The following is a 15,606-nucleotide window of genomic DNA, read 5'->3' on the forward strand; positions in this document are numbered from 1 at the left end:
ACTTCGTGACAAACACGAGTCAGAGCAGCGGTCAGAGTCGTCTTACCATGGTCTACGTGACCAATAGTGCCCACGTTCAGGTGCGGCTTTTTACGCTCAAATTTAGATTTAGACACAGTTACACCTCTTCCTGTTACTTAAGTCCTGGGTATCAACCCTTTTTAATAATTGCTTCGGCAATGTTGTTTGGGGCTTCAGCGTATCGCGAAAACTCCATCGCGTAAGATGCACGACCCTGGGATGCAGAGCGCAGATCAGTCGCATAACCAAACATTTCCGACAACGGAACCTCGGCGCGAACAATCTTGCCGGCGACACCGTCTTCCATACCCTGAATCAAGCCACGACGGCGGTTCAAATCGCCCACCACGTCGCCCATATAATCTTCAGGCGTTACAACCTCAACCTTCATCAGCGGCTCAAGCAGAGCCGGGCTCGCCTCCAGGGCACCTTTCTTCATGGCCATGGAACCCGCGACCTTGAACGCCATTTCGTTGGAGTCCACATCGTGGTAGGAACCATCGTACAGGGTTGCCTTGATACCCAGCAGCGGATAGCCAGCCAAACAGCCGTTCTTCATCTGCTCGGAGATACCCTGCTGCACCGCCGGGATGTACTCCTTGGGAACAGCACCGCCGACGATCTCATTTACGAAGATAAAGTTTTCACAATCCTCTTCGTCCAGCGGCAGCGGATCAATCCTGACCTTAACGTGACCGTATTGACCACGACCACCCGACTGACGAACAAACTTGCCTTCGACGTCTACCGACTTACGAATACACTCACGGTATGCTACCTGCGGCTTACCGATGTTTGCCTCAACCTTGAACTCACGACGCATGCGATCAACGATGATATCCAGGTGAAGCTCACCCATACCAGAGATAATAGTCTGGCCAGACTCTTCGTCGGTGCGGACCTGGAAGGACGGATCTTCTTGCGCCAGCTTACCAAGCGCAATGCCCATCTTCTCCTGATCGGCTTTCGACTTTGGCTCCACCGCTACAGAGATGACCGGATCCGGGAATTCCATGCGCTCAAGAATAATCTTGTGATTCTCGTCGCACAGAGTATCGCCAGTGGTAACGTTCTTCAGGCCAATTGCTGCGGCAATATCACCTGCCAGAACTTCCTTGATCTCCTGACGGTCCTTGGAGTGCATCTGAACCATACGGCCGACACGCTCTTTTTTGCCTTTAACAGAGTTGTAAACGGCATTACCAGACTGGAGCGTACCGGAGTAAACCCGAAAGAACGTCAAGGTGCCAACGAAGGGGTCCGTCGCAATCTTGAATGCCAGCGCGGCAAACGGCGCAGCGTCGTCAGCCTGACGGGTCTCTTCGGCGCCATTTTCGTCAACTTCACCACGGATCGCCTTAACTTCATCCGGCGCCGGCAAGAATTCAACAACGGAGTCCAGTACTGCTTGAACACCCTTGTTCTTGAACGCGGAGCCACAGGTCGCGACAACGATCTCGTTTGCCAGAGTGCGCATACGAAGACCTTTCTTGATGTCTTCGATGCTGAGCTCACCTTCATCGAGGTAACGCATCATTAGCTCTTCATTGGCTTCAGCGGCCGCTTCCATCATTTCTTCGCGGTACTTGGCCACTTCGTCCACCATCTCGGCAGGAACATCACGCTCGTCGTATGTCACGCCAGCGTCATCCGGATTCCAGTAGATCGCCTTGTTACGAATCAAGTCGATTACACCGGCGAAATCTTCCTCGGCACCGATCGGCAACTGAACCGGAACGCAGTTTGCGCCCAGACGTTTTTTGATCTGCTCAACCACACGCAGGAAGTTAGCACCGGCACGGTCCATCTTGTTGACGAACACCATGCGAGGAACTTCATACTTATTGGCCTGACGCCATACAGTCTCGGACTGAGGCTCAACACCGGAGGAACCACAGAACACCACAACAGCGCCGTCGAGCACCCGCAATGAACGCTCTACCTCGATGGTAAAGTCAACGTGTCCCGGGGTGTCGATGATGTTGATACGGTGCTCAGGATATTGCTTATCCATACCCTGCCAGAAACAGGTCGTAGCAGCAGACGTGATAGTAATACCACGCTCCTGCTCCTGCTCCATCCAATCCATAGTGGCCGCGCCATCATGAACCTCACCGATTTTGTGGGAGATACCTGTGTAGAACAGAACCCGCTCGGTGGTTGTGGTTTTGCCCGCATCAACGTGCGCGACAATACCAATGTTTCTATATCGCTTAATCGGAGTCTTACGTGCCACTGTATAAACCTCGGCTGATTTAGAAACGGAAGTGAGAGAACGCCTTGTTGGCTTCTGCCATGCGGTGTACGTCTTCACGCTTCTTAACAGCGGCGCCTTTGCTGTCTGCGGCGTCAAGAATTTCACCGGCCAGACGCTGCGCCATGGACTTCTCGCCGCGCTTCCGTGAAAAATCTACGAGCCAGCGCATAGCCAGCGCGTTCTGACGGGAAGGCCGTACTTCTACAGGCACCTGGTAAGTAGCACCACCCACACGACGGGACTTAACTTCCACCATCGGCTGGATGTTCTCCAGGGCCTTCTCGAACATGTCGATCGGCTCTTCTTTGGACTTGTCGGCAACAATTTCCAGAGCACCATAAACAATGCGCTCTGCAACCGCTTTCTTGCCGCTCTCCATCACGTGGTTGATGAACTTGGCAAGACGCGCACTACCGAACTTCGGATCCGGGATAATTTCCCGCTTAGCTGCAACTCTTCTTCTAGGCATCGATAAGCCCTTATGTAATTAAAAGGTCTTCAGGAACCCCTGAGATAGCCAAATGCTACTCAGCCTTACTCTTACCGTTCTGACAAGCAACGATAAAAGACACCCGCTCGGGATATCAGGACTTGGGACGTTTTGTACCGTACTTGGAGCGACCCTGCCTACGGCTCTGCACACCCTGGGTGTCCAGTGTTCCGCGAACAGTGTGATAGCGCACACCCGGAAGGTCTTTTACGCGACCACCACGGATAAGCACAACACTGTGCTCCTGAAGGTTGTGACCTTCACCACCAATGTATGACGAAACCTCGAAGCCGTTGGTCAGACGAACACGGCACACTTTACGCAGTGCTGAGTTCGGCTTCTTCGGCGTTGTGGTGTAAACACGAGTGCAAACACCACGGCGCTGAGGACAAGCCTGAAGAGCAGGAACATCGCTCTTGGCTACCTTGCGCTTACGAGGCTTACGCACCAACTGATTAATCGTTGCCATGTAAGCAAACTCCAAAAAACCATATCAATGAAACTTACCCCCAACGAAGGGGGTAAAATTTAAGGGACGCAAGTTTAAGCCCGCGCCCCCGGACAGTCAAGGTGACTGATCTCTTTTTAACCACCTCAGCATAAGTAACTACACGGAGATGATATGTCCGAATCAACCTCCGCGGTTGAGTTCGGCGCTCAGAGCTTCTTCAACGTCGGCCGCAGTAACGCCCTGCGCTTCCAGTTCGCGCTTGCGTCGACGCTCGGCATGATAAGCCAGACCAGTTCCCGCAGGAATCAGGCGACCAACCACAACGTTCTCTTTCAGGCCGCGCAGGTAATCACGCTTGCCTGTAACCGCACCTTCGGTGAGCACACGGGTTGTTTCCTGGAACGACGCGGCTGAGATAAACGACTCAGTCGCCAAGGAGGCCTTGGTGATACCCAACAGCAAACGCTCGAACCGTGCCGGTTCTTTGTCCGAAGCGTTGGCCGTTTCGTTGGCCTCAAGCACTTTATTGATTTCCACCGAGTCACCGGAAATCAATTGCGTGTCACCCGGATCGGCAATCTCCACTTTGCGCAACATCTGACGCACGATTACTTCAATGTGCTTGTCGTTGATCACAACGCCCTGCAAGCGGTAAACGTCCTGGATTTCGTTGGTAATGTACTTCGCCAACGCAACCACACCGAGCAGACGCAAAATGTCGTGCGGGTTGGACGGGCCATCGGAAATCACCTCGCCCTTCTCAACAGTTTCGCCTTCAAATACGTTCATCTGGCGATGCTTGGGAATCAGAACCTCATAAGGATCTGCATCTTTCGGAGTGATCACCAAGCGCTTCTTGCCTTTGGTTTCCTTACCGAAAGAGATCATGCCACTGATCTCAGCGAGGATGGACGATTCTTTCGGTCGACGCGCTTCGAACAGGTCGGCAACCCTTGGCAGACCACCTGTGATGTCACGTGTTTTAGAGCTCGCCTGAGGAATACGGGCAACCACATCACCCAGCTCGATACGGGCGCCATTGGCCATGGTCACCAGCGCCTTCGCCGGCATGAAGAAAATCGCCGCACCACCACCAGGCAGGTCAACATCGTTACCTGACTCGTCAATCATCTGGATTGCCGGACGAATGTCTTTACCGGCCGCCGGACGCTCCTTCGGATCAATGATTTCCATGGTCGACAGGCCAGTAAGCTCGTCGGTCTGGGTACGAACAGTTATACCCTGATCCATATTGACGAACTTAGCTGTACCCTCCGCTTCCGCGATGATCGGGTGAGTATGTGGATCCCACTTGGCTACCACAACACCCGCCTCAACGGTGTCGCCGTGCTTCACAGACAATACCGCACCATAGGGAAGCTTGTACCACTCGCGCTCACGCCCCTGATCGTCAGCGATCGCCAAGGCCGAGGAACGGGAAATAACAACCAGCGAACCGTTTGTTTTCTCAAGCGACTTCAGGTTATGCAGGCGCACGGTACCACCATGCTTGACCTGAATATTATCTACCGCAGAAGCCCGGCTCGCAGCACCACCAATGTGGAACGTACGCATGGTGAGCTGGGTTCCCGGCTCACCGATAGACTGTGCAGCAATAACACCAACCGCTTCACCAACATTCACACGATGGCCACGAGCCAAATCGCGACCGTAGCACTTCGAACAGATGCCATGGCGAGTCTCACAGGTGATCGCAGAACGCACCCATACCTCATCCACGCCAGCACCCTCAAGCGCTTCAATCATTTTCTCATCCAGCAACGTGCCAGAAGGAACAACGGCATTATCTTTATCTATGGGAGTAAACGCATCCCGGGCAGTAACACGGCCCAGAACTCGAGCACCCAGAGGAACAACTACGTCGCCGCCTTCGATGTGCGGCGTCATCAGCAGACCTTCTTCGGTTCCGCAATCTTCCTCGGTAACCACCAGATCCTGCGACACATCAACCAGACGGCGAGTCAAGTAACCGGAGTTCGCGGTCTTCAGTGCGGTATCCGCCAGACCCTTACGGGCACCGTGAGTTGAGATAAAGTACTGAAGTACGTTCAGGCCTTCACGGAAGTTCGCGGTGATCGGCGTCTCAATGATAGAACCATCCGGTTTCGCCATCAGACCACGCATACCCGCCAACTGACGGATCTGCGCAGCGGAGCCCCGAGCGCCTGAGTCAGCCATCATGTAGACGGAGTTAAAAGACTCTTGCATCAGATCTTCGCCGTCTTCACCTTTAACCGGCTTACCATCGGCACCAAGAACTTTTTCCTTCGCCAGACGTTCCATCATGGCCTTGGAAACCTTGTCGTTGGCTCGCGACCAGATATCAATAACCTTGTTGTACTTCTCACCCTGAGTCAGCAGGCCCGACGCGTACTGGGTTTCGATATCTTTTACTTCCTGGGAAGCCGCATCCACCAACTCGTACTTCTCCGGGGGAATCTCAAAATCGTTAAAACCGATCGAGATACCGGAAACCGTGGCGTATTGGTAGCCCATATACATGAGCTGATCCGCGAAGATAACCGTCTCTTTCAAACCGGCATCGCGGTAGCAGGTATTGATCAGGTTCGAGATTGCCTTCTTGACCATTGGCTTGTTAACCAGGTCATAAGAAAGGCCGTCCGGCACAATATCAAAAAGCAAAGCACGACCGACCGTGGTGTCTACGATCTTGTACTCTTCAGTGCGCTCGCCACTCTCAAGAATGGCAACTTCCTTCACGCGCACCTTGACGATAGCTTGCAGGTCTACCTGGCCCGCACCATATGCGCGGTGGGCCTCTTTGACGTCTGCAAACACCATACCTTCACCAAGCGCACTCTTACGCTCACGCGTCATGTAGTAGAGGCCTAGCACAACGTCCTGGGACGGCACGATGATCGGCTCACCGTTGGCCGGTGACAGGATGTTGTTGGTCGACATCATCAGCGCTCGAGCTTCGAGCTGAGCTTCCAGTGTCAGCGGCACGTGGACTGCCATCTGGTCACCGTCGAAGTCGGCGTTGTAGGCCGCACAGACCAGCGGGTGCAACTGGATTGCCTTACCTTCAATCAGTACCGGCTCGAATGCCTGAATGCCCAAACGGTGCAGTGTCGGCGCACGGTTAAGCATTATCGGGTGCTGACGGATCACTTCGTCCAGAATATCCCAGACGACACCTTCTTCACGCTCAACCATTTTCTTGGCGGCTTTGATAGTGGTCGCCAGACCACGATGCTCAAGCTTGGAGAAAATAAACGGCTTGAACAGCTCAAGTGCCATTTTCTTGGGCAGTCCGCACTGGTGCAGGCGCAAATAGGGACCTACAACAATTACAGAACGACCGGAATAGTCCACCCGCTTACCCAGCAGGTTCTGACGGAAACGACCCTGCTTACCCTTGATCATATCTGCCAGGGACTTAAGCGGACGTTTGTTGGTGCCGGTGATAGCACGACCGCGACGACCGTTATCCAACAGTGCATCTACCGCTTCCTGAAGCATCCGCTTTTCGTTACGCACGATAATGTCCGGAGCATTCAGCTCCAGCAGGCGCTTGAGGCGGTTGTTCCGGTTGATAACCCTGCGATACAGATCATTTAGATCGGACGTCGCAAAACGGCCACCGTCCAGCGGTACCAGCGGACGAAGATCCGGCGGCAGAACAGGCAGCACAGTCATCACCATGTCGCCCGGCTTATTGCCGGAATACAGAAAGGCCTCGAGTATTTTCAGGCGCTTGCTGAATTTCTTGATCTTGGTTTCGGAATTCGTCTGCGGTATTTCTTCACGCAACGCATCGACTTCCGCCTGCAGATCAATATCTTCAAGCAGTTGCTTCACGGCCTCGGCACCCATGCGGGCATCGAACTCGTCGCCGAACTCTTCCAGTGCCTCGTAGTACTGCTCGTCGTTCAGCAGCTGACCGCTTTCGAGCGTGGTCATGCCCGGATCGATCACAATAAACGATTCAAAGTACAGCACTCGTTCGATATCACGCAGCGTCATATCCAGCATCAGACCGATGCGGGACGGCAATGATTTCAGGAACCATATATGAGCGACCGGGCTGGCCAGCTCAATATGACCCATGCGCTCACGGCGGACGCTTGCCAGTGCTACTTCGACACCGCACTTTTCGCAGATAACACCGCGGTGCTTGAGACGCTTGTACTTACCGCACAGGCACTCGTAGTCCTTGATCGGGCCGAAGATCTTGGCACAGAAAAGACCGTCACGCTCTGGTTTGAACGTACGATAGTTGATGGTCTCAGGCTTCTTAACTTCACCAAAGGACCAGGAACGGATCATGTCGGGTGACGCCAACCCAATACGGATGGCATCAAATTCCTTGCTTTGATTCTGGCTCTTGAGAAGATTCAGCAAATCTTTCATCAGTAAAAGCTCCGGATGGCGTTAATCTCGGGCGGGCACACCAAGTGCCCGCTCACGCTGCCAAAAACAATTCGGCTCACTCAGATTCCAGCTCGATGTCGATACCCAGCGAACGGATTTCCTTGACAAGAACGTTGAAGGATTCCGGCATGCCGGGCTCCATACGGTGATCACCATCGACAATGTTCTTGTACATCTTGGTCCGGCCGTTCACATCATCAGACTTGACGGTGAGCATTTCCTGCAGCGTATAAGCTGCACCGTAAGCCTCAAGGGCCCACACTTCCATCTCACCGAAGCGCTGACCACCGAACTGCGCCTTACCACCCAGCGGCTGCTGAGTTACCAGGCTGTACGAACCGGTCGAACGGGCGTGCATCTTGTCATCGATCAGGTGGTTAAGCTTAAGGATATACATATACCCCACAGTCACCGGACGATCGAAGGCGTTCCCGGTGCGACCATCGTACAGCTTGGTCTGACCGGTTGTGCTCAGCCCGGCCAGCTCAAGCATATGCTTGACTTCGGACTCTTTGGCACCGTCGAACACTGGCGTGGCCATCGGAACCCCGCCGCGCAGGTTGTGACACATCTCCTGGATTTCCTTGTCGTTCAGGGAATCCAGATCCACCTTGAACACTTCGTCAGAGTGGTTATAGATCTCATCAAGCAGCTTGCGAAGCTCAGCAACCTTACGCTGCTCATCAAGCATTTTGCCGATGCGCTCGCCAAGCCCCTTGGCCGCCGCGCCCAGGTGGGTTTCAAGCACCTGACCTACGTTCATCCGCGAAGGAACGCCCAGTGGGTTCAGGACGATATCAACCGTATTGCCATCTACATCGAACGGCATGTCCTCGATCGGCATAACTGCTGAAATGACACCCTTGTTACCGTGGCGTCCGGCCATCTTGTCACCAGGCTGGATACGACGCTTGATAGCGAGGTACACCTTAGCGATTTTCAGGACACCCGGTGCGAGGTCATCGCCCTGCTGCAGCTTGCCTTTCTTGTCATCAAAGCGCGCTTCGTGTTCTTTCTTGCGCTCTTCAAGACCCTGCTCAGACTTCTCGAGCAGCTCATTGAGGCTCTCGTCCTGCATGCGAAGCTTGAACCAGTCTGATCGCGGCAGCTCTAACAGATAACCTTCTTCGAGACTGGCGCCTTTTTTCAGGCCCGGGCCACTGATTACAGACTGACCTTTCAGCGCATTCAGAAGACGCTCAAACGTTGCGCCTTCAACAATACGGTACTCATCCTTCAAGTCTTTGCGGTACTGATCCAGCTGCTCTTTCTCAATCGACTTCGCACGCTGATCCTTCTCGATACCGTCACGGGTAAAGACCTGTACATCGATAACGGTACCGCGGGTGCCTGTCGGCACACGGGAGGAGGTGTCTTTTACATCAGACGCCTTCTCACCGAAGATTGCCCGCAACAGCTTCTCCTCCGGGGTCAGCTGGGTTTCACCTTTCGGTGTCACCTTACCTACCAGAATATCGCCAGGGCCTACTTCAGCACCTATGTAAACAATACCGGACTCGTCCAGCTTGGACAGCGCACTCTCACCAACGTTTGGTATATCCGCGGTAATTTCTTCGCTACCGAGCTTTGTATCACGAGCCACACAGGTCAATTCCTGAATGTGGATGGTGGTCAGGCGATCTTCCTGAACTACCTTCTCGGAAATGAGGATGGAGTCCTCAAAGTTGTAACCGTTCCAGGGCATGAATGCGATGCGCATGTTCTGACCCAAGGCCAGTTCGCCGAGGTCTACAGAAGGCCCGTCTGCCAGCACGTCGCCGCGGGCAATGGCATCACCCTGGCGAACAATGGAGCGCTGGTTGATACAGGTATTCTGATTCGAACGGGTGTACTTGGTGAGGTTGTAGATATCCACACCGGCATCACCAGCTTCGGTTTCCTCATTATTAACACGAACTACGATACGGGCCGCATCAACACTTTCTATCACACCACCACGGCGAGCCGTCACACAAACGCCGGAATCCTGAGCCACTGTGCGCTCAACACCGGTACCTACCAGAGGCACCTGAGAACGCAATGTCGGAACCGCCTGCCGCTGCATGTTCGCGCCCATAAGGGCCCGGTTAGCATCGTCGTGCTCAAGAAACGGAATCAGCGATGCTGCAACAGATACAACCTGACGCGGCGAAACATCCATGAAGTTAACGCTTTCAGGAGGCATGACCGTCGTTTCGTTCTGATGACGCACTGTAACCAGCTCGTCCATCAGGCGCTTGCCTTCATCCATCGCCGCACTTGCCTGAGCGATGACGTAGGTGCTTTCTTCGATAGCTGACAGATAAACCAGCTCATCGGTTACTACACCATCCACTACCTTCCGGTATGGACTCTCAAGGAAGCCGTAAGAGTTGGCGCGCGCGTATGTAGCAAGCGAGTTAATAAGACCGATGTTCGGCCCTTCCGGCGTCTCGATCGGGCACACACGACCATAATGCGTCGGGTGAACGTCACGAACCTCAAAGCCGGCGCGCTCACGGGTCAGACCGCCTGGTCCGAGCGCCGAAATACGACGTTTATGAGTTACTTCAGACAGCGGGTTGTTCTGGTCCATGAACTGGGACAGCTGGCTGGAACCAAAGAATTCCTTGACCGCGGCTGCAACCGGCTTGGCATTGATCAGATCCTGAGGCATCAGGCCTTCACTTTCCGCCAGGCTCAGACGCTCTCGGACAGCTCGCTCTACACGAACCAGACCGACACGGAACTGGTTTTCAGCCATCTCACCCACGCACCGCACACGGCGGTTACCCAAGTTGTCGATATCATCTACGTTACCCTGGCCATTACGGATATCAATCAGGGTCTTGAGAACATCGATTATGTCTTCATGCGTCAGCGTGCCTTCGCCGGTACTTTCTTCGCGACGCAAGCGACGGTTGAGCTTCATCCGCCCAACACCAGACAAATCGTAACGCTCTTCAGAGAAGAACAGGTTGTTAAACAGGTTCTCTGCCGAATCCTTGGTGGGCGGCTCTCCCGGACGCATCATCCGGTAGATCTCGACCAGAGCCTCAAGCGGGCTACGAGTAGGATCGTTACGCAGGGTATCGGACATAAACGGCCCGCAATCCAGATCGTTGGTATAGAGAGTTTCAATCTCTGTTACACCAGCATCCAGAATCTTGGTAACGATCTCGTCGCTCAGCTCGGTATTACACTCAACCAGAATCTCACCAGTGGCCTGGTCAATCATATCTTTGGCCAGAACACGGCCATACAGATACTCCGTAGGAACCACGAGTTCGTCGATACCGGCTTTTTCAAGCTGCTTGATATGACGTGCAGTGATCCGACGACCTTCTTCGACGATCAGCTTACCGTCGTTATCCTTGATATCAAACGTCGCGATATCGCCCCGAAGACGACTTGGAACCAGTTCCAGCTTGCAGGATTCTGCGCCCAGGCTGAACTTGCTCGTATCAAAGAACATTGCCAGCATCTGCTCGGAGGTGTAGCCCAGCGAACGCAGGAGAATCGAAGCAGGCAGCTTGCGTCGACGGTCAATACGAACGAAAACGGCGTCTTTTGGGTCGAACTCAAAGTCGAGCCAAGAACCGCGGTAAGGGATCACCCGAGCCGAATACAGCAGCTTGCCGGATGAATGTGTCTTACCTTTATCATGATCAAAGAACACACCGGGAGAGCGGTGGAGCTGGGAAACAATAACTCGCTCGGTACCATTAATAACAAAGGTACCATTCTCGGTCATCAGGGGCATTTCGCCCATGTAGACTTCTTGTTCCTTGATGTCCTTGATCGCCTTGTTGGACGACTCCCTATCATAAATAATAAGGCGGACCTTAACTCTCAGCGGCGCCGCATAAGTCACGCCCCTAAGCTGGCATTCCTTGACATCGAATACCGGCTCACCAATGCGGTAGCTCACGTATTCGAGCGCGGCATTGCCAGAATAGCTGGCAATCGGAAATACGGATTTGAATGCTGCGTGGAGACCGGTTTCCCGACGATCTCCAGGAGCGGCTTCCATTTGCAGGAAGTCCCGGAATGAATCCAGCTGAATAGACAGCAAATAGGGGACATCCATCACGGAAGGCAATTTACTAAAATCTTTGCGAATCCGCTTTTTTTCAGTGTAGGAGTAAGTCATCTGCATTCCCCAGCTTTAGACCTGATACCTGGTATCAAGAAGCAACCAATGTTTTGCTTCGGGGCCGAATTGCTCGGCTTATCGCGCCGTCTTGAACAAAGACTCCAGTAGCCGTTTGCAGATCTGACACCAACCTGCATGTGCACACCAGACTCTATAGCATATACAACAGAAAAAGGCCGGTGGCACAAAGCCACCAGCCTGTCTACGCTTGAAGCGCAGTTTCGATCAACAGCCGACTCTTACTTAAGCTCAACAGAAGCGCCTGCTTCCTCAAGCTTCTTCTTGGCCGCTTCTGAGTCGTCTTTGCTCGCAGCTTCCTTGATAGTAGAAGGCGCGCCATCAACCAACTCTTTAGCTTCTTTCAGACCCAGGCCGGTCAGTTCACGAACAGCCTTGATAACGTTAACTTTCTTCTCGCCAACGCCGGTCAGAACAACATCAAATTCGGTCTGCTCTTCAGCAGCGGCAGCTTCGCCACCAGCGGCTGCAGGTGCAGCAGCAACAGCGGCAGCAGCAGATACGCCGAACTTTTCTTCCATTGCTTCAACCAGAGCAACAACATCCATTACGCTCATTTCAGCAATTGCGTTCAAAATTTCTTCGTGGGACAGAGCCATGACTTTCTCCGAAAAATAATAAAATGGTGTTCAACAGAATCAAGCAGCTTCTTGCTTCTGGTCTCGAACTGCCGCTACTGCACGGGTTACTTTGGTCGGAACTTCGTTCAAAGTACGTGCAAGCTTGGTGATTGGTGCCTGTGTAACCGCGGCCAGCATGGTCAACGCTTCGTGACGCGTTGGTAGCTTGGCAAGGCGGTCAATCTGGTCTGCGCTCATCAAAACTCCGCCAACGGCGAGACCTTTGATTTCGAACGCTTCTTTCGCTTTGGCAAAATCCTTAAGCAGACGCGCAGCGGCGCCAGGATCTTCCATTGAGAAGGCCAGAATAGTCGGGCCGACCAAGGCCTCTTCGATGCACTCAAACTCGGTACCGCGAATGGCAATCTTGGCCAGATTGTTACGAACAACCTGAAGATGCACATTTTCAGCACGAGCTTTGGCACGCAGAGCCGTCATATCACCAGAGGTAACACCACGGTAGTCAGCCAGAACAACAGACAGAGCACCACCGGCAGTCTCGTTGACTTCAGCGACGATCGCTTTCTTGTCTTCGAGTCTAATTGCCACTGGATTTCTCCTCGATTTCGCCGGGGGTATTCCCGGCAAACCCATCATTACCCTGGAAGCGACTACAATCTGCTTCCTACGGGCGCCTTAACGGTGTTTGGGTTCAGAGAGAACGTCTTCACACCGTCTGCGCAGGCGTTGCTTTAACCCTTATAGTCCAAGGACTTCGGGGGCCTGCGGTCTTTGACAGCCTTGGCTTCCGCCCAGACTACAAAGCAACTACCGATCAAAAGATCAGATATCCAGACCGCTCTGATCGATAGTCAGGCCAGGACCCATAGTCGAAGAAATCGTGATCTTTTTCAGATACACGCCTTTCGCCGACGATGGCCTGGCCTTTTTCAGATCTGCAATCAGAGCTTCAAGGTTTTCTTTGATGTTCTGTGCAGAGAATTCAACCTTACCCAGCGGAGAATGGATAATACCGTTCTTGTCAGTGCGGTAACGCACCTGACCAGCCTTGGCATTTCTAACCGCTGTTTCAACGTCTGGAGTTACCGTACCGACTTTAGGGTTCGGCATAAGTCCGCGAGGCCCAAGGATCTGACCCAGCTGGCCGACAACGCGCATGGCATCCGGAGTGGCAATCACCACGTCGAAGTCCATGTTACCTTTTTTGACCTCGTCAGCGAGATCATCCATACCAACAATGTCAGCACCGGCTGCAGTCGCTTTCTCAGCATTTGCACCCTGGGTAAATACTGCAACACGAACTGTCTTGCCCGTGCCGTTCGGCAGGACAGTGCTGCTACGCACAACCTGGTCGGATTTACGTGCATCAACACCCAAGTTGATCGCGACATCCAACGACTCCATGAACTTCACACTCTGGCCCAACTCGGCCAGCAGTGACACCGCCTCATCAACAGAGTAAGAGCGGGTAGAGTCTGTCTTTTCAAGAATAAGCTTCTGACGCTTGCTCAGTTTCGACATGTTACACACCCTCCACGGTCAGGCCCATGCTGCGGGCAGTTCCAGCAATGGTACGAACCGCCGCATCCATATCGGCAGCAGTCAGATCCGGCTCTTTAGTTTTAGCAATTTCTTCGAGCTGCTCGCGAGTCACCTTGCCTACTTTTTCGGTGTTCGGCCGACCAGAACCACTCTTCACACCAGCAGCTTTCTTAAGCAGAACGGGGGCTGGCGGAGTTTTGGTAATAAATGTAAAGCTGCGATCACTGTAAACTGTGATAACAGTTGGAATCGGCAGACCGGCTTCCATATCCTGGGTCTGGGCATTAAACGCCTTACAGAACTCCATGATGTTAACGCCACGCTGACCCAGAGCAGGACCAACAGGGGGGCTCGGGTTGGCCTTACCGGCAGCAACCTGAAGCTTGATGTATGCTTCTATCTTTTTAGCCATCTTAATACTCCTATGGGTTCAAACGCCTTGCGGCTCCCCTCTGCAGACACAAAAAGCCCGCGGCACCTGAGCGCGCGAGCCTTCCGGTTAAAAGGTGCCGGTCAGTCTTTTTCGACCTGACCAAACTCCAGCTCTACTGGAGTCGAACGACCGAAAATCAGAACGGCAACCTTGACTCGACTCTTGTCGTAGTCGACTTGCTCTACCACGCCGTTGAAATCCGCAAACGGACCCTCAACAACACGAACAACTTCTCCCGGCTCAAACAGGGTTTTAGGCTTGGGCTTGTCAACGCCACTTTCCAACCGACGCAAGATAGCCTCTGCTTCACGCTCAGTGATCGGAGCAGGCTTGTCTTTGGTCCCGCCAATAAATCCAAGCACTCGCGGGGTGTTCTTCACAAGGTGCCAGGTGCCGTCATCCATTTCCATTTGGACAAGTACGTATCCGGGATAAAACTTCCGCTCACTCTTGCGTTTTTTCCCGTCACGCATCTCGACAACTTCTTCGGTCGGAACAAGAATTTCACCGAACCTGTCTTCCATACCCTCAAGCGCGATGCGCTCAGCTAGAGTGCGCATTACGTGCTTTTCGTAGCCAGAATACGCATGAACCACGTACCAGCGCTTAGCCATTGCCCACTCCTGTTAGCCGATAAAACCGGCAACCAGCAAACTGATTATCGAATCCATACCCCACAACAACAAAGACACAACCAGAACAAAAACCACAACGATAACTGTAGTCTGAACCAGCTCTGGCCTGGTGGGCCACACCACTTTCCGGATCTCTACGCGCGCCTCTTTAAGCAACGTCGCAAAACGCCGCCCACGCGTGGTCTGCAAAGCGACCAAAGCCGCAACGATAGCAAGACCAACTAGAGCCAGAACCCGATACAGCAAAGATTCGGCGCTGAAATACTGATTACCCACTACACCAACGGCAATCAGCACAAAAACAACCAACCACTTCACTACGTCGAAACGACTGTTTGACTGAACGGCTTTTGACTCCATGGGAATCAACTTATGTATCCGGATGTTAAAAAAATGGCAGGCCAGGAGGGAATCGAACCCCCAACCTGCGGTTTTGGAGACCGCTGCTCTGCCAATTGAGCTACTGGCCTGCACCGAAACTACTCAGTGCACTTTCAATCGAGCACTTTACTCGATGATCTTTGCGACTACGCCGGCACCAACGGTACGCCCACCTTCGCGAATCGCGAAGCGTAGACCATCTTCCATGGCAATCGGAGCAATCAGCGTTACTACCATCTTCACGTT

The 15,606-nt window shown here is 53.2% G+C and carries 13 protein-coding genes and 1 tRNA gene; all 14 read right to left on the minus strand.

The annotated features are described in order from the left end of the window. Positions 1-116, minus strand: a 116-nt coding sequence (locus BUA49_RS17315) for a GTP-binding protein (protein ID WP_217650434.1), incomplete at its 3' end; no start/stop codon positions are given. Between the two features lie 35 nt (positions 117-151). Then, positions 152-2,257 carry an elongation factor G gene (gene fusA / locus BUA49_RS17320; protein ID WP_072799860.1) on the minus strand — a complete coding sequence of 702 codons (2,106 nt, stop codon included), beginning with the start codon at positions 2,255-2,257 and terminating at the stop codon, positions 152-154. Positions 2,258-2,276: 19 nt separating this feature from the next. Then, on the minus strand, positions 2,277-2,747 hold the full coding sequence (gene rpsG / locus BUA49_RS17325) for a 30S ribosomal protein S7 (protein WP_072799862.1): 471 nt from the start codon (positions 2,745-2,747) through the stop codon (positions 2,277-2,279). A gap of 115 nt (positions 2,748-2,862) precedes the next feature. Further along, on the minus strand, positions 2,863-3,237 hold the full coding sequence (gene rpsL / locus BUA49_RS17330; protein ID WP_072799863.1) for a 30S ribosomal protein S12: 375 nt from the start codon (positions 3,235-3,237) through the stop codon (positions 2,863-2,865). Between the two features lie 162 nt (positions 3,238-3,399). After that, the gene (gene rpoC / locus BUA49_RS17335; RefSeq protein ID WP_072799865.1) at positions 3,400-7,614 is read right to left on the minus strand and encodes a DNA-directed RNA polymerase subunit beta'; all 4,215 of its coding nucleotides are present in this window, start codon (positions 7,612-7,614) and stop codon (positions 3,400-3,402) included. A 76-nt stretch (positions 7,615-7,690) separates the two neighbouring features. Next, positions 7,691-11,767: a DNA-directed RNA polymerase subunit beta gene (gene rpoB / locus BUA49_RS17340; protein WP_072799874.1), complete on the minus strand. Its 4,077-nt coding sequence runs from the start codon at positions 11,765-11,767 to the stop codon at positions 7,691-7,693. 242 nt (positions 11,768-12,009) lie between these two features. Continuing rightward, a complete protein-coding gene (gene rplL, locus BUA49_RS17345) occupies positions 12,010-12,387 on the minus strand; it encodes a 50S ribosomal protein L7/L12 (protein ID WP_072799866.1) in 378 nt (125 codons plus the stop codon). A 39-nt stretch (positions 12,388-12,426) separates the two neighbouring features. Continuing rightward, positions 12,427-12,957 (minus strand): 50S ribosomal protein L10, encoded by a 531-nt coding sequence (gene rplJ, locus BUA49_RS17350; RefSeq protein ID WP_072799868.1) that lies wholly within the window; start codon positions 12,955-12,957, stop codon positions 12,427-12,429. 234 nt (positions 12,958-13,191) lie between these two features. Continuing rightward, positions 13,192-13,890 (minus strand): 50S ribosomal protein L1, encoded by a 699-nt coding sequence (gene rplA, locus BUA49_RS17355; RefSeq protein ID WP_072799869.1) that lies wholly within the window; start codon positions 13,888-13,890, stop codon positions 13,192-13,194. A gap of 1 nt (position 13,891) precedes the next feature. Then, the gene (rplK, locus tag BUA49_RS17360) at positions 13,892-14,323 is read right to left on the minus strand and encodes a 50S ribosomal protein L11 (RefSeq protein ID WP_072799871.1); all 432 of its coding nucleotides are present in this window, start codon (positions 14,321-14,323) and stop codon (positions 13,892-13,894) included. Positions 14,324-14,424: 101 nt separating this feature from the next. Next, a complete protein-coding gene (gene nusG / locus BUA49_RS17365; protein WP_072799873.1) occupies positions 14,425-14,958 on the minus strand; it encodes a transcription termination/antitermination protein NusG in 534 nt (177 codons plus the stop codon). Positions 14,959-14,970: 12 nt separating this feature from the next. Beyond that, positions 14,971-15,339, minus strand: coding sequence for a preprotein translocase subunit SecE (gene secE / locus BUA49_RS17370; protein ID WP_072799876.1), 369 nt, complete (start codon positions 15,337-15,339; stop codon positions 14,971-14,973). A gap of 34 nt (positions 15,340-15,373) precedes the next feature. Then, positions 15,374-15,449: transfer RNA gene (locus BUA49_RS17375), tRNA-Trp, on the minus strand. A 37-nt stretch (positions 15,450-15,486) separates the two neighbouring features. Then, positions 15,487-15,606, minus strand: a 120-nt coding sequence (locus BUA49_RS17380; RefSeq protein WP_456085452.1) for an EF-Tu C-terminal domain-related protein, incomplete at its 5' end; no start/stop codon positions are given.

Origin of the sequence: Marinobacter antarcticus, assembly GCF_900142385.1 — a bacterium.
Taxonomy (GTDB): Bacteria; Pseudomonadota; Gammaproteobacteria; order Pseudomonadales; family Oleiphilaceae; genus Marinobacter; species Marinobacter antarcticus.